Origin of the sequence: Brevibacillus choshinensis (assembly GCF_001420695.1) — a bacterium.
Taxonomy (GTDB): domain Bacteria; phylum Bacillota; class Bacilli; order Brevibacillales; family Brevibacillaceae; genus Brevibacillus; species Brevibacillus choshinensis.
The window spans coordinates 399,432-416,301 of the sequence record NZ_LJJB01000013.1 but is presented as its reverse complement, the minus strand read 5'-3'; the positions used below and the strand labels follow the sequence as shown (position 1 = coordinate 416,301).

The 16,870-nt window shown below is 48.8% G+C and carries 20 protein-coding genes and 1 other annotated feature; of the genes, 9 read left to right on the top strand and 11 right to left on the bottom strand.

What is annotated here, in order from left to right:
- Positions 1 to 50 precede the first annotated feature (50 nt).
- Positions 51 to 1,943, top strand: coding sequence for a squalene--hopene cyclase (gene shc, locus AN963_RS22240; RefSeq protein ID WP_201783775.1), 1,893 nt, complete (start codon positions 51 to 53; stop codon positions 1,941 to 1,943).
- An 8-nt stretch (positions 1,944 to 1,951) separates the two neighbouring features.
- On the opposite strand, the gene AN963_RS22235 is transcribed toward shc, so the two are convergent.
- Positions 1,952 to 2,140, bottom strand: a complete 189-nt coding sequence (locus AN963_RS22235; protein ID WP_236708057.1) for a hypothetical protein — start codon at positions 2,138 to 2,140, stop codon at positions 1,952 to 1,954.
- A 163-nt stretch (positions 2,141 to 2,303) separates the two neighbouring features.
- Between AN963_RS22235 and AN963_RS22230 the strand changes: the two genes are divergently transcribed.
- From AN963_RS22230 to AN963_RS22210, 6 genes are read left to right on the top strand one after another with little or no spacing between them, the layout of a single operon-like run.
- Positions 2,304 to 2,549, top strand: a complete 246-nt coding sequence (locus AN963_RS22230) for a spore germination protein (protein WP_055746744.1) — start codon at positions 2,304 to 2,306, stop codon at positions 2,547 to 2,549.
- A gap of 2 nt (positions 2,550 to 2,551) precedes the next feature.
- Positions 2,552 to 2,770, top strand: a complete 219-nt coding sequence (locus tag AN963_RS22225) for a spore germination protein GerPB (protein ID WP_055746743.1) — start codon at positions 2,552 to 2,554, stop codon at positions 2,768 to 2,770.
- 48 nt (positions 2,771 to 2,818) lie between these two features.
- On the top strand, positions 2,819 to 3,442 hold the full coding sequence (gene gerPC, locus AN963_RS22220; RefSeq protein ID WP_236708056.1) for a spore germination protein GerPC: 624 nt from the start codon (positions 2,819 to 2,821) through the stop codon (positions 3,440 to 3,442).
- A complete protein-coding gene (locus tag AN963_RS30955) occupies positions 3,432 to 3,608 on the top strand; it encodes a spore gernimation protein (protein WP_152985713.1) in 177 nt (58 codons plus the stop codon). The genes gerPC and AN963_RS30955 overlap by 11 nt, the downstream gene beginning before the upstream one ends.
- 31 nt (positions 3,609 to 3,639) lie before the next feature.
- The gene (locus tag AN963_RS22215) at positions 3,640 to 4,014 is read left to right on the top strand and encodes a spore germination protein GerPE (RefSeq protein ID WP_055746741.1); all 375 of its coding nucleotides are present in this window, start codon (positions 3,640 to 3,642) and stop codon (positions 4,012 to 4,014) included.
- A gap of 35 nt (positions 4,015 to 4,049) precedes the next feature.
- Complete coding sequence (locus AN963_RS22210) at positions 4,050 to 4,265, top strand: spore germination protein (protein WP_055746740.1); 216 nt, start codon at positions 4,050 to 4,052, stop codon at positions 4,263 to 4,265.
- A 95-nt stretch (positions 4,266 to 4,360) separates the two neighbouring features.
- On the opposite strand, the gene AN963_RS22205 is transcribed toward AN963_RS22210, so the two are convergent.
- Positions 4,361 to 4,957 carry an Hsp20/alpha crystallin family protein gene (locus tag AN963_RS22205; RefSeq protein ID WP_055746739.1) on the bottom strand — a complete coding sequence of 199 codons (597 nt, stop codon included), beginning with the start codon at positions 4,955 to 4,957 and terminating at the stop codon, positions 4,361 to 4,363.
- A gap of 91 nt (positions 4,958 to 5,048) precedes the next feature.
- Entirely contained in the window at positions 5,049 to 6,425 is a 1,377-nt protein-coding gene (locus AN963_RS22200; protein ID WP_055746738.1) for an LCP family glycopolymer transferase, read from the bottom strand.
- 225 nt (positions 6,426 to 6,650) lie between these two features.
- Between AN963_RS22200 and AN963_RS22195 the strand changes: the two genes are divergently transcribed.
- The gene (locus tag AN963_RS22195; RefSeq protein ID WP_055746737.1) at positions 6,651 to 7,565 is read left to right on the top strand and encodes an NAD(P)/FAD-dependent oxidoreductase; all 915 of its coding nucleotides are present in this window, start codon (positions 6,651 to 6,653) and stop codon (positions 7,563 to 7,565) included.
- A gap of 31 nt (positions 7,566 to 7,596) precedes the next feature.
- Complete coding sequence (locus AN963_RS22190; protein WP_055746736.1) at positions 7,597 to 8,073, top strand: NUDIX domain-containing protein; 477 nt, start codon at positions 7,597 to 7,599, stop codon at positions 8,071 to 8,073.
- A 77-nt stretch (positions 8,074 to 8,150) separates the two neighbouring features.
- Here AN963_RS22190 and AN963_RS22185 read toward each other — a convergent pair whose 3' ends face one another.
- The 8 genes from AN963_RS22185 to AN963_RS22150 all read right to left on the bottom strand — a co-directional run bounded on the left by AN963_RS22185 (position 8,151) and on the right by AN963_RS22150 (position 16,865).
- Complete coding sequence (locus tag AN963_RS22185; protein ID WP_055746735.1) at positions 8,151 to 9,539, bottom strand: MFS transporter; 1,389 nt, start codon at positions 9,537 to 9,539, stop codon at positions 8,151 to 8,153.
- Between the two features lie 15 nt (positions 9,540 to 9,554).
- Positions 9,555 to 10,673, bottom strand: coding sequence for a mandelate racemase/muconate lactonizing enzyme family protein (locus AN963_RS22180; RefSeq protein ID WP_055746734.1), 1,119 nt, complete (start codon positions 10,671 to 10,673; stop codon positions 9,555 to 9,557).
- Between the two features lie 19 nt (positions 10,674 to 10,692).
- On the bottom strand, positions 10,693 to 11,454 hold the full coding sequence (locus AN963_RS22175; RefSeq protein ID WP_236708055.1) for a TraR/DksA C4-type zinc finger protein: 762 nt from the start codon (positions 11,452 to 11,454) through the stop codon (positions 10,693 to 10,695).
- Between the two features lie 162 nt (positions 11,455 to 11,616).
- Positions 11,617 to 14,400 (bottom strand): isoleucine--tRNA ligase, encoded by a 2,784-nt coding sequence (gene ileS, locus AN963_RS22170; RefSeq protein WP_055746732.1) that lies wholly within the window; start codon positions 14,398 to 14,400, stop codon positions 11,617 to 11,619.
- A 45-nt stretch (positions 14,401 to 14,445) separates the two neighbouring features.
- Positions 14,446 to 14,712 (bottom strand) — a binding site (T-box leader).
- 67 nt (positions 14,713 to 14,779) lie between these two features.
- Entirely contained in the window at positions 14,780 to 15,265 is a 486-nt protein-coding gene (locus AN963_RS22165; RefSeq protein WP_055746731.1) for a DivIVA domain-containing protein, read from the bottom strand.
- 100 nt (positions 15,266 to 15,365) lie between these two features.
- Entirely contained in the window at positions 15,366 to 16,139 is a 774-nt protein-coding gene (locus AN963_RS22160; protein ID WP_055746730.1) for a YlmH family RNA-binding protein, read from the bottom strand.
- 12 nt (positions 16,140 to 16,151) lie between these two features.
- A complete protein-coding gene (locus AN963_RS22155; protein WP_055746729.1) occupies positions 16,152 to 16,415 on the bottom strand; it encodes a YggT family protein in 264 nt (87 codons plus the stop codon).
- 30 nt (positions 16,416 to 16,445) lie between these two features.
- Positions 16,446 to 16,865, bottom strand: coding sequence for a cell division protein SepF (locus AN963_RS22150; RefSeq protein WP_055746728.1), 420 nt, complete (start codon positions 16,863 to 16,865; stop codon positions 16,446 to 16,448).
- Between the last annotated feature and the right edge of the window lie 5 nt (positions 16,866 to 16,870).

Sequence of the window (16,870 nt, the reverse complement as noted above, 5' to 3'; positions counted from 1 at the left end):
AACAGCCCCTCCTCTCTCATATCGTCCCCTAGCATCTGGAGGTGAATGAGTTGCGTGATGTAAGCAACGAGATTCGACGCATGCAAACGTCCCTGCAACAATTACAGGCAAAGGACGGATCCTGGCGTTTTTGTCTGGAAAGCGGTACCTTGACGGACACTCACATGATCATCCTATTGCGTACGTTAGGGATTCATGATGAGGAATTGATGCTTGGGCTGGCAAATCGGATTGCGAGCAAGCAGCAGTCAAACGGTGCATGGAAGCTGTATCATGACGAGCCAGACGGCAATCTCTCAGCTACAATCGATTCCTACTACGCCCTGCTGCTATCTGGCTACCTAAAAAAAACAGATCCTCGCATGGATGCAGCCCGGAACTTTATCCGGCATAATGGAGGGCTGACAGCAGCGAACATGTTGACCAAGATATCGACTGCCTTGACAGGTCAGTACCCATGGCCACATCATTTTATCGTTCCTGTCGAGCTGTCCCTGCTCCCAGCATTCTTTCCTCTCAGCTTTTATGATTTTGTTGGCTATGCGCGAGTCCATCTGGCACCGATGATGATCTTTGCCGACCGCAAATATGTCTATCACAATCCCGCTACCCCAGACTTGTCAGATTTGTACGTGGGTACATCGATTTCTCCGGGTGTATATCCCCACAAGCAAATCGAACAATTCTCCAAAGATGCGCAGGGCTTCCTCGCATCGATTCACGACTACGTCCGTTCTCTGCCGTTTCTCCCTCTACAGCTGCGTGAAGTAGCCTTACGTCGATTAGAAACGTACATGCTGGATCGAATTGAACCAGATGGAACGCTGTATACCTACTCCACTTCCACTTTTTTTATGATCTTCGCTCTGCTGGCTCAGGGCTATTCCCCCCAGCATCCCCATATTGCCCATGCCATGCAGGGTCTGAAATCGGCGGTATACCCGACAGAGGATGGACTTCATCTCCAGCTCGCTACGTCAGCCGTCTGGGATACAGCATTAATCACGTACGCCTTGCAACTATCGGGCATGGATTCGTCCCATCCCACTCTTCAAAACTCGACCCGCTATTTACTTGGCAAACAGCAGACCCTCTATGGCGATTGGAAGATACGCAATCCGCGAGCGAAACCTGGCGGATGGGGATTTTCTGATCAAAACACGATGAATCCTGATATCGATGATACGACTGCTGCCTTGCGAGCCATTCACGTCAAATCCAAAACAGACCCAACCACCGCAAGCGCATGGAAACGAGGCATGGATTGGCTCTTGTCCATGCAAAATGACGATGGCGGTTGGCCTGCCTTTGAAAAAAATACGGATTCCCCTATCATCCGTCAGTTGCCCATCGAAGGCTCTGATACCGTAAGCACAGACCCGTCCTCCGCCGATTTGACAGGGCGAACCTTAGAGTTTCTCGGCAATTATGCAGGAATGCGACAGACGGACCCGCATGTCCAAAAGGCAACGCATTGGCTCCGGAGTCAACAACGTGCAGATGGCTCCTGGTACGGAAGATGGGGCATCGCATACCTTTATGGCACGTGGGCAGCCCTCACCGGTATGATGGCAACCGGCGTACCCACTGACGATCCGAGTGTCCAGAAAGCGGTAAATTGGCTCATGAGACAACAAAATGCCGATGGTGGTTGGGGGGAGTCTTGCAAAAGTGATGAGAAGCAAGCGTATGTCCTTCTTGGCGCCAGTACTCCCTCCCAAACCGCATGGGCAGTTGATGCACTCGTGGCTGTCTTTCCCGAGCCTCCTCCATCTGTCGAGCGAGGTGTCCAGTACCTTCTCCAGTCCGGACAAATGCAGGATTGGACGACCACCTATCCTACTGGTGGCGGTCGTCCTGGTGGGATTTATTTTGCTTACCATAGCTACCGCTGGATTTGGCCGCTACTGGCAATCAGCCATTATCAGAATAAATATGGGTGAAATCGTCCTTAGCGGCGTGTAGTCCTGATGGGTACCTGCTTGCTAATGATGAGGGAATCAGCTGTAGTATCGAATACAGTGGAGCAAACAATTTCCTCTGCATCTCCGATCAATATGATGGATGATTTGGCAACGCCGTCACTTTCGATTTTTCCGATCTCCATTTTTTGATTATTCACGGTCATTTTCAGTTCCATCGCTTCTTTTCCCCTTTATTAGAGTCTACGTATGCCTTACAGCCCTTGGCTGATGTTTCATCCTATGCCTGTGCCCATCAAGAGGTCGCAAAAACAGATATGAACACCCACTGATCACTCACATACAATACAAAAAGGATTTCTCCAGAGGGGTGTAGATACCATGCCAGCCATCGTCGGAGTAATCAATGTCAACAGTGTCAGCGGTGTCTTCAACGTCGGGGATGTCCGTAAGATCTCGCCAGTGAGCTACACCAAGACCTTTGCTGGTGGGGGATCCTTTAATTCAGGCACCACTTTAAATGTGAAAGTTCCACGTAGCGTCGTCTACGTAAATGAAATCAACAACGATGATTTGCCTGTATTCGTCGAACAAATGCGCGAGCCATTTACCAAGGGACGGGATTGATCATGAACTTCTTTATCCATCAAAATATTGTCATCCACAACCTCAAAATTGATGGACTCACCAACTCGTCGGTCTGTCAAATTGGGAGTGCCGGCATGATCAAGCCATTATCCAATTTGTACAACACGGGTGGATTTACTGAACCAGCACCAGAAGCAGGACTGCAGCCGGGCAGGACCGAGCAGTTCGTCCCTCTCGTCCCGTTGGTTGAACCACGCTGAACACCTTGTCTTTTTGCCAGATGATAAGTAAGGATGATAGGTATGTACATGAGTCCCGAATTGATGCACTACTTTCAACAGCTGCATGAGTATTTGCATGCGCAAAACAAGAACATGGAAGCCCTGAAAAAGCTGATTGAGAAGCTGAATAAAGACATCGAAGAACTGAAGGAAAAACAGGTCCCCCCTGTGATCAAAAATGAATATAAATTTGATTTGTTAAAAGTCGAGCGGCTCGAAGGAACCTTGAATATCGGGTTAAATCCCAAAGGGGCCGATGCTGGTATGGGCGAATATTCAATTAACCAATCGACGGATAATAAACCCGCCCCAGACAGGACTGACTCTCCTGCCTTTGGTCGCGTTCAAAAAGAAATTTATGATTATCTCAATCATGACGCGTATGGTGCTCTCGAACGTATCGAGGAAGAAGTAGGATGCCCTCTGGACGACAACTACCGTGCGTTTATCATGGACGACATCAAAAAACAGATTGATCCGCGCATTCATTACTATTTAAAGCAAGCGGAGAGCGAGGGTTGGGAACCCGAACATTTCGATGCCTTGTGCCAAAGTACGATCCAAAAAGTAAAGAGAGACATCGACCGAACTTGCGAAACCTTCATTAAAAATTTGCCGCGTGGGGTGAATGAGAACGGATATGATCTATAAAGTCATTAACGGTGATGTACATGTAGGCTCCATCAACATTGTCAACCTTTCCGCAGCAGCCTCCTTGTTTATAGGTGACTGCAAATCGGTCATTCTCGGGTCCATATTTGAGACACCTCCCGAGTCATTCATCGTCGGTGTGGAGCAACCTGCACGGACACCCTAACCCACCCCGTAAAGGAAGGAGTCGTTCGATCATGTACTGCAGAACCAGTCACGTTCATACCTTCACGAATATTTCCACGGATGCTTCATCGGTTATCGAGATCGGGGATTCAGAGGAAATAAAAGCGATTGCCTACATCCTGGCCGTCCAACGGGATAAGGCAATCTTTTACGAAAATGAATTTCAGTTCGAGGATTACACTGCCTTTTGGGAACCACTTCCTCTCCCTGTCGATCAGGAACCCATCTGCCTCCTTACGTTTCATGAAACCCCCTCGATCCGGGTAGACAAAGTGAACGTATCCTTTTCTGCTGCTTCATCTGTCATTCACATCGGTTCGAGCGAATGCGTGCAATTGGAAACCCGCGTCAAAAATATTCGGCACCTAGTCCGTGACCAACGCTAGGCCGATGGTGGCGAATGTGAAGGGAGGAGATATCGTTGCCTTCAGTCATAGGAGCAGTCAATATCAACAGCAACTCGGGAACCGTCAATTTTGGAGACACACTAAACATATCTCCAAAAAGCGCGTCCAAAACGTTTACCGGCTCAGGTGGCGGTAATACAGGGAACCTCGTAAATACGATCAACGGTGCCAGCTCCACAAACACCCTTGATCCTAGTGTCGTGGATCAACCACTTGTCGGTAATGTTTGATGCAGTGTTAATGGGCCACATTAGCACTGCCTTTGTTTTTAAAATGGACATGCACTTGTGCGCAGCCAAAAAAAAGAGGAGGGATTCATCCTCCTCTACAAATTTGCCCGAAAGGTGGTCTTCCTCTCACGCGGCGTTCCATCCCTCGGTATATACAGCTCGAGTAATCCATCTTGATATTGGGCCTTCATGCCTTTTGTGCTGACGGCTACAGGGAGCTCGATCTGTCTGTAGAACGTCCCGGAAGATCGTTCTTCCTGAATACAGGAACGGGAATGCTCGTGCTTTTTGATCGTCCCTTTCAACTCTAGCGTCCGCTGCTCCGTCAGCGTGACCTCCAGACTCTCACGCGCAAAGCCTGGCAACTCACAGCAGACAATTATCAAATGCTCTGTCTGGAAAATGTCTGTCACAGGAAACTGATCGATGTCGCTTTTGTGCATGATGATCGGTGCTTTTTCTTTCTGTTTTTTCTTTGATTTTGAAACGGCTGGGACGACCTCACTCGCTTGACTCGTTGCCTGCGCTGCAGAGTGACCCGTCAAATTCACCAGATGATCCCAGAAATTCGTGTCTAGGATCTGGTTCATTTGGCTCAACGCCTTCCATGGATGCTCCTGATCCAGGCTTAATTTCGAAAGGCTCTCGGAAGTCTTCTGAAGTTGTTTCATTGTCTCCTGCAGGTTTTTCACGTACACGCCACTCCTTTCCTTTATTCAGGTCAGGAATCCAATGAAGCGATGTTTTCTCCTGCAGTATATGTACGAAAGCCTAGCAGAGGTGCTACACTCCGTTTTGTCCACTGTCGACACTTTCAACCGGTGCAGATGGAGCCAAGATGTCAGGAGGAGGCATATCCGGGGAATACGGCTGCTCTTCCTGGCCCGCTTGCCCATTCGCTGGATCAGTTTGAGCTGGATCGGTCGTTGTTTCTGATTGCTTCGGAGGGCTTGGAGTAGTCGTCCCTTTCGAAGGATTCGTATTCTTCGGTTGTTCCTTGGTCGACTGTGGCGTTGTCGTTTGCGGTTTCGTTGCCGGCTTTGGCTGCGTTTTGATCTCTGCCTTCGCCACTTCAGCGATCGCCGCGTCACTGAGGTCCGCATTGGCAATCACCTCTGTCACGCCCAGCTCAGTCTGAAGACTCGTACGAACGGCTTCCATCTTCTCTCTTGGCCAAAGCGAATACGGAGAACTCCAAACGGCTCCATTATCGAGGGAAATCATATTTCCTGACGAAATCGTACCAAAATCCATGGCTAATCCCTTGATCTGTTCCTTGGACAAGTCGGTCCGAATGTGCTTGCCTACCGTTTCTAAAACTGCGGTCAAACTGCCGATGCCGTCAACAGACGTTACCTTATCTGCTACTGCCTTGATCACTTGTTGCTGACGTCTGTTCCGGTCAAAGTCACTGGAATTATAGGCAGAACCACGCTTGTCCAACCGATGGCGAACAAATCCCAGCGCTTGCTCACCATTCAGTACTTGTGACCCTTTTTTCAAATTACGGTACACACCTTCTTGCGGCAATTCGTAGACCAAATCTTTGTCCACATCTACCTTCACGCCACCCAGCTTGTCGATGACTGCGGTAAAGCCCTCAAAATCCAGTTGGACGTAGTGCCCTACTGATACACCTAGCATGTGCTCAAGCGTTTTTTTCAACAAAGTCATCCCGTTTTCCGTCACAGGCTGCCCCTTGCTCTCCGCTCTTTTCTTGATATCTTCTCCCAGAGCAAAGACTTCGTTAATTTTGTGATAGCCGGGGTACCCTGGAATCTGTACGCGAGTATCCCTAGGTAAAGACACCATCGTCAGCTTTTGCGTCACCGGATTCGCTACGGCCACGACCAGAACATCCGTATTCAACATTCCAATATTTTTTCGCGTATCCAATCCCACGATCACGAAAGAAAGAGATTTCTTTTGTTCATAAGGCTGTTCTACTTTCGGCTGATCGGGGAGCTTGTACGGATCATCTGTAACGATATCCAACGTTTCATCCACTTCACTGAGTGCAAATCCAACTCCGACTGCCAGTAAACAGAGAAAAAGGCAACTGGCCAGGAGCACATACATTTTTTTGCTTCGCCGTCCACGCCGCTTCTTTTTGCTCGCCTGGTTCGAAGGAGCTTGAGGTTTTTCCATTTTTGCGGGCACGTTGGTCAACTCCTTTTTTCGTCGAATTTCCGCATCACCTTACTATTCTCTTAACATTCTGGAAAATCATGTCCCATTTTACCACATTCTCCCGACGATTTGTAGAATACTGGCGATCGTTAGGCAAAGCGAATCCACTGAACGTTCTTGCACTCTGGAAGCGAAACAGGTAGTCTAAAATTAAGAAAACCTCTATGGAGGTTATGGGAATCGGGGGGACTGAGAGTGGAACACGTACAGGTGCTGATCACAGGTGGCGGCATCGGGGGGCTGTCCGCGGCTATTTGGTGCCAACGATTAGGATTATCCTGTCTGCTCGTAGAAAAAGCGGATCATATAGGTGGACAATTGTTGCATATCCGCAATGAAATCGTGGATTTTCCTCCTCGCGTCTATCCCCATGGATATGACTTGCTAGAGGATTTGAAGCTGCATCCCGCTATCCAAACGCTCCATCCGCGTTTAGAAGAAGCCGTCATTTCCATCGATCCTCTCACACATATCGTTACCACAACCAAAAACAGCTATCAGGCCGATTTTGTCATCGTCGCAACCGGAGTGAGTGCAAACGTCATTCCTGCGTTGGAAGGCTGCTCGCGTGTCTTGTCAACCGAGTTTTCTACCACGGCTCAAGCGCCTTTAATTACTGGTCAGGATATCGCTGTCATCGGCGGTGGTGATCGCGCGTTGGAAAGCGCTGCTAATCTCAGCAAATTCGCAAACCGTGTTGATCTCCTTATTCGAAGTCATCATCTGCGTGCTCGTACCCAGTGGACTACACGACTGGATGAACTACCTAATCTGCGAGTTTTCTGGGAGACACAAATCGATACATATGAAGTTCGAGATGAAAAAATTGCCCTAAAGCTACGCTCCGTCGGTTCCGGACAGCCCTATGAAATCGTGGTGGATTGGATTCTGCCGCGGATTGGCGTCCACGGTAACAGCGATTCCTTTCCATCTTTGGCGACCTTTGGAGACGGATACCTGCAAACGGATGATTTCCAGCGAACCTCTCCCGAATGGATCTACGCCCTCGGTGACGTGAGCAATGGCGCATCTTACGCAAGCTTGTCGCTGGCTGTTGGGCAAGCAATGAAAGCCGTCAAACATATTTCGCTCCAGATTCAACACCCATGAGCCTTTAGGCGCACGTAAAGGAGAGCCAGTCATGCATGCTTTTCGAGATGATTTTGGCTTGCCTGTTGAACTGACGTTTGATCCCAGCGATTATCGTCAAAACGAGGCTCGCCATGTCCTAATCTTTCCTTTTTGGCAAGGCAAATTATTATTCACACGCCATCGCACGCGTGGGATTGAATTACCCGGTGGAAAAATTGAGCCAGGCGAAAGTAGTCTGGCTGCCGCTGTCCGTGAAGTGTACGAAGAAACGGGAGCCGTACTGGAAGGGATCGAGCGTATCGGTCAATACACCATCGACAACTACATGATAAAAGATATTTACGTGGCTCGCGTCTTGCATTACACCGAGATTCCTTCTGGAACCGATGTAGCCCAGACCATTCTTTTTGACACCATTCCTACGGAGGTAAAAGGAGATCCACAGTTTAGCAGGTTGCTCTACGATGATGTCTACCCACTGGCACTTGCTCACGCTTCCGGACATCGATTCGCTCAACCGGATTAAAGCGACAAACAGGCATTTCCCATATCGGCCCGTCCCTCTACGATTTCGTAGGAACGAGACTGACTGGGGAATGCCTGTTAGTTTTTTTCCTTTTCCTTTTTTCCGGACAACACCTGTTTGATCAACTCATTAGGATCAAACCCGAACTTCTCCACCGCATCTTCTTTTCTTTTCTCCTCCGTTGATTGAGGCTCTATCCCCAGTATTTCTGAGACCTGTCGCCAGGCTTTTGTCTCTTGATCTTTTGGACTCTGTGCACCCGCTGCCTGTGTCTGCTGCTGTGCTTGTTTTGGCTTCAGAAAAAAGATCGCAACGACTCCAAACACAAGTGACAGACCCGCAATTGAACTAAACATGACTGTGCGAGAGATGCCAAGTAACCATGTAAAGATCGGTGGACCTACCGCCACTCCGATAAAACGTACACCACTGTACAGCGACGTAATCATCCCTCGCTCCGCCTTCTGTACCGCTCCGACAATCATGCTATTCAAACAGGGCAAGATCAACCCCGTCCCCATACTGCCAATAACCAATATGCCGATAAGCGCATACGCTCCCTTGACAAAGCTGGCCAGTACATAAGAGGCACAGAGCATAAACATGCCTACGATGACAAACCAACGCATGAGTCCCAGCTTTTTCTTAATGATCAAGCCGGTCACGTAAGCCGCGATGCTCATGACGAGCAGTGGAATCGCCAGGAAGCCGCCTTTTATGACACCATCGATCTTATATTTTTCTTCCAGTAAATCAGACAGGTAAAACAGCACTCCGAACAGCGTGAACAGACAGATACTCCCAATAAAAAAGGCAGGTATGAGCCATTTCCCGTGCTGCTTGAACACTTGTCCGATGGAATGCAAATACTGTTTGATGGGCAAAGGCTGCTTTTCCTGCTTTTTTTCTTTCGTCAAAAACAAAAACAGTACAAGTACAACTCCGCAAATGATTGGAAATGCCAGAAACACCATGTACCAGGATATCAAAGCAAGCAGGGAGCCGAAAATGGGACTCAGTACTTTTCCCAAGCCATTTGAAGTCTCCATAAGACCGAGTGCCTTGCTCTCCGAAGCTCCCTTGAACAAATCCCCTGCCAAAGCCATGGCGATTGGTGCAGTTCCAGCAGCCCCTATCCCTTGCAGCACACGCCCTATCATGATGATGGAATACGGTTTGTCCCACCACAAGGCAGCTAGACCAGCTACAAGCCCTCCCAGTCCATATACGACGAGAGAAAGGATAATGACAATCTTGCGGCCAAACCTGTCTGATAAATACCCTGCAAACGGAATCACAATGCCTGCTGCGATGGAAAAGGCGGTGATGAGCAAACTAGTCTGCAAGGACGTGAGATGCATTTTGGCTTTCATAGTCGGCAAAACAGGAATCAGCATGGAATTGCCCAGTACCATGACGAGTGGTATCCCGGTCAAGCCAATGAGATTTTTCGCATTTTGTGCCATACGCGACTCCTTCTTTTATACGTATACGCTGCCATCCCAGCGCATCGCATTAATCAACTCCCAATTCGGTTCGATGCCGATTCCCACTCCATTTGGAATCGATACCTTTCCGTTCACGGGTTGTAAAAGAAACAAATGGGAAAAGGGGTTCTCCATCGCGTCCCATTCGACTGGCTCGATGGGGTCTGTGTCCATTTTTGACCATGCAGGTAAGCAAGCCTGCGCGAACAAGGTATACAGTCTCGCCAGGCTTCCATCAAATGAATGAGGAGAAACCCGATAGCCAAACTGTCGTGCGACTTGCAGATGAGTTCGGTAAGCGTCAATGCCGTCCGTATGCAGCAAATCAGGCTGTGCAATATCAAGCGCACCCGACTGATACAGCGGTAAAAATTGAGCACAGCGAACCAGATTCTCTCCCCCTGCAATTGGTACCTGGATAGCGGATCTCAGCTTCACGTACTCTTGTGGACGATCGAGCGGCATCGGCTCCTCCAGCCACATCCAGTTGGGATAACGAATAAAGATTCGTTCCCAAAATCGTGCATGGGATAAATCGTAGCTCTGATTCGCATCTACGGCCACCAGAACATCTGACGGTATTGTCTTCATGAGCTGATCGATGTGCTTCTGGTCTTCGGCAATCGCTCGACCACCGATCTTTACTTTAATCTGCTTGTGCCCGTCACTGATCTGTTCACTGACCAGTCGAATCGAGCGCTCCATCCAGTCCTCCTGCTCCCAGTAAGACTGAAAGGAGGCATATACAGGGATCTGCTGGTGGAATTTGCCCCCCCAAAGATCACATACGGACAATCCTGCATGTTTAGCGATGATTTCAGTCAACGCCATGCTGACTCCCGCAGCTGATCGCTGATGCCATTTACTGATCACGTCCACGAGATTCAGTCTGTCAGTCGCCTGCTTTCCGAGCAGATAGGGGGTGATCCGATCCTGAAAGCCTCGATCCAGCGTAGGAAGCCAATCGATGATCTCCCCCCACCCGTCGATGCCTGAGCTTGTGATCAAGCGGATCAAGTAGGACGTACGGTAACGCTTGTAACCATTCGCGTCCCCATAAGCTTTTGAAAGCCTATAGAGCATCGGATACGTTTCCACACGTTCGATTTGCATGCTTGCTGATCTCCCCCGGCTACATCAAATCATTTCGCCCTTCCCGCTCTGCTCTTTCGTCTTCATAATCATCGTAATTCAAGTAATTACCTTTCCCTTCGCCTTTACGCATGTATTCCTCGTAGGTCCCGCTTCGCATAAAATGGACACTATCCTGGCCACTATACCCTTCGATATCGGTATACCCGATTTCTTCCACAGACTCTACAAAACCATCTGGCTCATCACTTTCGATATACATTTCCTTGTAGTCGGTTTTGTCGTTGTCTACATAGGAAAATGGTGTGCTGGATGAACCCCAGGCTTCGACAATTTGCCATGCATCTTCCCCGTCAAATCCATTTTGCCCCTCTTTTTCATCTAGGGATGTGCGACCAAACGGAGGCATCATAAACTCTTCCTCAATCGGACGCGAATCGTTGATCGACGGTGCAGGTGCATGCTCCTTGCAGGTTTGGGTCTGTGGCAAAGCCTCTAGCCGCTCCACTGGAATTGCTTCTCCACATACCGTACACGTACCGTACGTTCCTTCATCCATGCGTGTCAGTGCCTGATCGATTTCTTTCAGCGTCTCTCTATCCAGGCTATCCAAAGCCAAATCTTTTTCCCGCTCGAACAATTCACTGCCTATATCGGCGGGATGGTTATCGTACATGGCAAACTCCTGCAAAGAAGTCGTCATCGGTTCTCTCATGCCGTAATGGTCCTGCACGCGATCTTCCAATTCTTTTTTTTGCTCCAGCAACTTCACTCGAAAAAGTGCCAGTTTGTCTTGGTCCACGCCAGACACCACCCTTCGTTTGGTTTCCTCACGAGGTAGTATGTCTTGGCGCGTGCTGAAATAACCGATTAACACTGTCCCCATGTGTTTCCTTTGCACGATGAAAACAGAAAAAACCTGCCATTCCCTTTTCGAAAATGGCAGGTCTTGATATCTTATGATTTATTCAGCTACGTGTGCGTAATGTTTTTCCACAATATCGGCACAACGACCGCATATGGTCGGCAAGGATGGGTGAGATCCTACATCGAGCTTCACGACGCGGCAACGTTCGCATTTAACACCATTGGCAGCGGATACGACTGCCGCGATGCCTTCCAGCTGTGTTGCTTCAGCCGGTGCTACCGTACCTAGCGCATGCAGCTCCACATCTGCCACGATGAACAGATCAGCCAGATCGTCCATAGCTGCCAACGTTTTCGCGACCTCCTCTGTTTGAGGATAGAGCGCCAGCTTCGCGTCTACGGAGTTGCCGAATACTTTGTTACGACGAGCTTCTTCCATCGCTTTCAGAACTTCATCGCGAACCGCGAGGAATGCATCCCACTTGCTCTCTTCTTCTTCCGAGATGCTCAAATGCTGTTCGTTGGCTTCTGGCATGTCGGTCAGTTGAACGCTCTTCGCATCCACACCTGGGATGAAGCCCCATACTTCGTCTGATGTATGTGGCAGCAGTGGTGCTACCAGCTTCACCAGATTCAGAAGGCAATCGTACATGACCGTTTGGGCAGCCCGACGTTTGAGACTATCAGGTGCTTCCACATACAGGCGGTCTTTACAAATATCCAGATAGAACGCAGACAGATCGATCACGCAGAAATTGCGAACGGAATGGAAAACGGTATGGAATTGGTATTCGTCATACGCCTTGCGAACACGTTTTACCATTTTCGCTGCTTTCGCGAGTACATAACGATCCAGCTCACCGAGCTCTTCGTACGCTACACGGTCTTTCGACGGATCAAATCCGTCCAGATTCCCCAGCAGGAAACGGAACGTATTGCGGATTTTTCGGTACACTTCAGCGATCTGGCTAAGGATGGCATCTGAGATCCTTTGGTCAGCTTGATAGTCCACAGAAGCTACCCACAGGCGCAAAATGTCTGCTCCCAGATTGTTAATGACCTCTTGTGGAACAATGGTGTTCCCCAGCGACTTGGACATTTTGCGGCCTTCGCCATCCAGTGTAAAGCCGTGGCTCAGGACTCCTTTATAAGGAGCGGTACCAAACACCGCTACGCTGGTAGACAGCGAAGAGTTAAACCAACCGCGATATTGGTCGGAGCCTTCCAGGTACAGGTCAGCTGGCCAGCTGATGCCGCGTTCTTTCAGCACTGCTACATGGCTGGAACCGGAATCGAACCATACGTCCATGATATCTGTCTCTTTACGGAAATCTTTGCAATCACATTTGGTGCAAGACAGGCCCTCTGGCACGAGCTCATTTGCTTCGCGAGCAAACCAGACAGAAGAACCTTCTTTACGGAACAAGTCCGCAATATGGTTGATTGTCGTATCGTTGATGATCGGTTCGTTACACGATTTGCAATAGAAGATTGGGATAGGAACACCCCATACGCGTTGACGGGAAATGCACCAGTCACCACGATCTGCAATCATGTTCGCGAGACGAGTTTCGCCCCAATGTGGAATCCATTTCACTTGTTTGATGGCTTCCAGCATTTGCTCACGGAATCCGTCGATGGACGCAAACCATTGCTCTGTCGCACGATAGATAACTGGTTTTTTGGTTCGCCAGTCGTGCGGATAAGAGTGAGTGAAGAAGCTGAGTTTGAGCAGCGCGTCATTTTCTTTCAGCTTTTCCGTAACGACTTTGTTCGCGTCTTCATAGAAGAGGCCTTCAAAGCCTGGAGCTTCACTCGTCATTTTTCCTTCATGGTCGACTGGGCACAGTACGCCCAGATTGTATTTTTGTCCAACGTTAAAGTCGTCTTCCCCGTGACCAGGTGCAGTATGAACGCAACCGGTACCAGCGTCGATAGTCACGTGCTCGCCCAAGATGATCGGGGATGTACGGTCGTAGATCGGGTGTTGCGTTACGACTCCCTCAAGGTCTTGACCTTTGTGAGTAGAGAGTACCTCTACGCCTTCCCAGCCGATTTCCTTGCTGGCTGCTTCCACCAAACCGCTCGCCACGAGGAATTTACGACCGTCTACTTTCACAACACTGTATTCCAATTCAGGATGCAGGGTAATCGCCAGGTTGGCAGGAATCGTCCAAGGTGTGGTTGTCCAGATGACTACACCTGTCTCGTTATCCAATTGGCCTTTCCCATCTACCACTTGGAAGCTCACATAGATGGAAGGAGAACGTTTGTCTTTGTACTCGATTTCCGCGTCAGCCAAGGCAGTCTCAGAAGATGGTGACCAGTACACACAGCGAAGACCTTTATAGATGTATCCTTTTTTCGCCATTTCTCCAAACACGCGGATTTGATTCGCTTCGTATTCAGGCAAAAGCGTTACGTACGGGTTTTCCCAATCGCCACGGATCCCCAGGCGTTTAAATTGGTCACGCTGCTTGTCGATGTAAGACCATGCATACTCTTCGCAACGCTTGCGGAAATCATTGACTTCAATACTGCGTCGATCCAATCCTTGCGCGTTGACAATCGCTTGTTCAATCGGAAGTCCGTGTGTATCCCAACCTGGAATGTACGGGGCATAGAAGCCAGCCATCGATTTATAGCGAACGATAAAGTCCTTGAGAATTTTATTCAGCGCATGTCCAATATGGATATCCCCGTTTGCATAGGGAGGACCATCATGCAAAACAAAGGAAGGACGACCTTCTGTACGTTCCAGAACGAGTTTGTAAATATCCATCTCTTCCCAGGAAGACTGCATTTGAGGCTCCCGGTTTGGCAAGTTGCCGCGCATCGGAAAATCCGTTTTTGGCAGCGATAAAGTTTTGCTGTAATCCATGGCTACATTCACTCCTAAATAAATATAAGCCTTCACTCATCCCTAGAAAGGGACGAGAGAAGGCTCCCGTGGTACCACCCAGATTGAACGAACGCTTATGCACGATAGCCATAAGTCACTTTTCGTTCCACTTGTCTCATTCGTAACGGGAATGACTCGCTCACTTACTCCCTCACCGTGTTCGTACACGATAAGATTTCGGCTATTGAACTCCCGGGTGATTTTCTGTGAATGCTACTCGCCGGGCTCTCACCTATCCCCGACTCGCTTGGCAGTGCTTGCTCACATACTCGTCCCGATCATCGTCTATTGGATGTATTTGTTTTTATGACAAAGTTGTTTTTCATTATAGTACCATCATCAACAGAACGTCAATGTTTTATTCAACAGCTACAGCCGAATCAGCTTGCTCGATATCGTCCCATGCACCGTTTTCCAGCATTTCCAGCTGGGCTTCCAACAGCGTCCGGAAACGCATGCGGTACACCGAAGCGCGTTTTTTCAATTCCTCAATTTCGATTGCGATCTTACGGGACTTGGCCAATGCTTCGTTGACGATTCTGTCTGCATTTTTCTCTGCTTCTTTCAAGATCAGCTGCGCTTCTTTGCGCGCGTTTGATTTGACATCTTCTGCAGTCTCTTGCGCAACCAAGATCGATTTACTCAAGTTTTCTTCCAAGCTCTTATAATGATCCACACGCTCATTGAGGATGGCAATGCGCTCTTCCATTTCCTTTTTTTCTTTTATCAGGAGTTCAAAATCTTTAATGACCTGATCCAGAAATTCATTTACTTCGTCAATGTTGTATCCGCGAAAGCCAGTACTAAATTCTTTATTGTGTATATCCAACGGCGTTAAAGGCACATGAACCCCCCACTTTTCCCGATAATCATTGTCATATAGTTTCGACAGGATTAGCTGTAGTTCCTGCCGTATTTTGCAAATTTTTGTGCTCTCCTACATCTTATGTAACCAGTCCCACAATCATGCGAATCCTGCCACTGCGAGTGGGTCCCGCTACTTCCAGCACTTTAAAGCGCCCAAATCCTGCCATCGAGACCATATCTCCTGCCTGTAACGATTGAGATGGGTCTTCAACGACTTTCCAGTTCACTTTTACTTTTCCACCACGGATGGGGACCAATGCTTTGGCGCGTGACATATTGTGAACCTCACCGATGATGGCATCGAGGCGCGGAGACGGCACAGTGATCGTTTTCTCGGTAAATCGCGGGGCAGGCGGGGAAAATTCCTCCCACGCTTTGCGCTCAAACTGGACGGATGTCCGATGGATCTGCGTCACCTGTGCACAAACAAAGTCCGCTACTTCCTCCGCCACAATTGCATAGCAGCCATCGGTATCTGTCAGCATGTCCCCGAACTTTTCCCGCTTCATTCCCACGTTTAGAACGGCTCCCATGACATCGCGGTGCTCTAGTACGTGGAAACGTTGATCCGCCTGAACATGCAGCAAAGCCAGTCGATAGTCATCCTGCTCTACTGTCATATAATCTGGATGCAGGATGACTCGCACGCGCTCTGCCCCGTCATAACCACCGTGGACCGATACGGACACATCCTGCACCTGGGAAGCCAGACTTTGAAAAATCATGACTTGCCTCGGATCCAGAAAATCAGTAAGGCGCATGGCCTGCTTCCGCTCTACCAGCGTCAGCATTTCCAGCGCCCGTTCGACAAAGGGACGTTCATCTTTTCCAAAATGATCAAAGATACTCATATACTCACTCGCCTAGAGAAGTTTATACAGGATGGAGAGCAACCCACTATAAGCCAAGCGCAAAACGATCAATGCGACAATCGGTGAAATGTCGATAAAACCGAGGGTCGGAATGAAACGTCGAAATGGAGCCAAATACGGCTCAACCAAACGCTCTAGCAGTTGGCCAATCCCGGTCTCGCGCATTTGCGGAACCCAAGACATCAGTATGTAAGCAATAATCATGTATTGATAAACCGTAAACAAAAAATCTAGCACCGTTAGCAGGTAACCCATTCCCTCACCCTTTTTTTCGTCGTTGATTCGTTACTCTTCCATCACACTGGAAATCGTACCTTGAATGTCCACGTGGTCAGGCGTGCAAACAAAGATGGTGTCTCCGACTTTCTGAATATCGCCGTTCAGTGCATAAACCGTCCCACTTAAAAAGTCGATGATCCGTTTCGCCTGATCCTTCTCCACTCGATGCAGATTCACCACAACCGGTCTGCGATGACGAAGGTTATCCGCAATGTCTTGCGCATCACTGTAGTGACGGGGTTCACAGAGGATCAAACGAATACCCTCCTTTTCCCGTGCTTGGAAAGGAACCACGTTATTCGCCCTGTTCGTCATTTGTCGTTTATTGGAGGACTCATGATCGTCGTGATCCTCTTCCACTGTCTCTTCGATGTACTCTTCGTTTTCCAATCCCAAAAACCCCATCAATTTGTTCATAACACCCATACTTT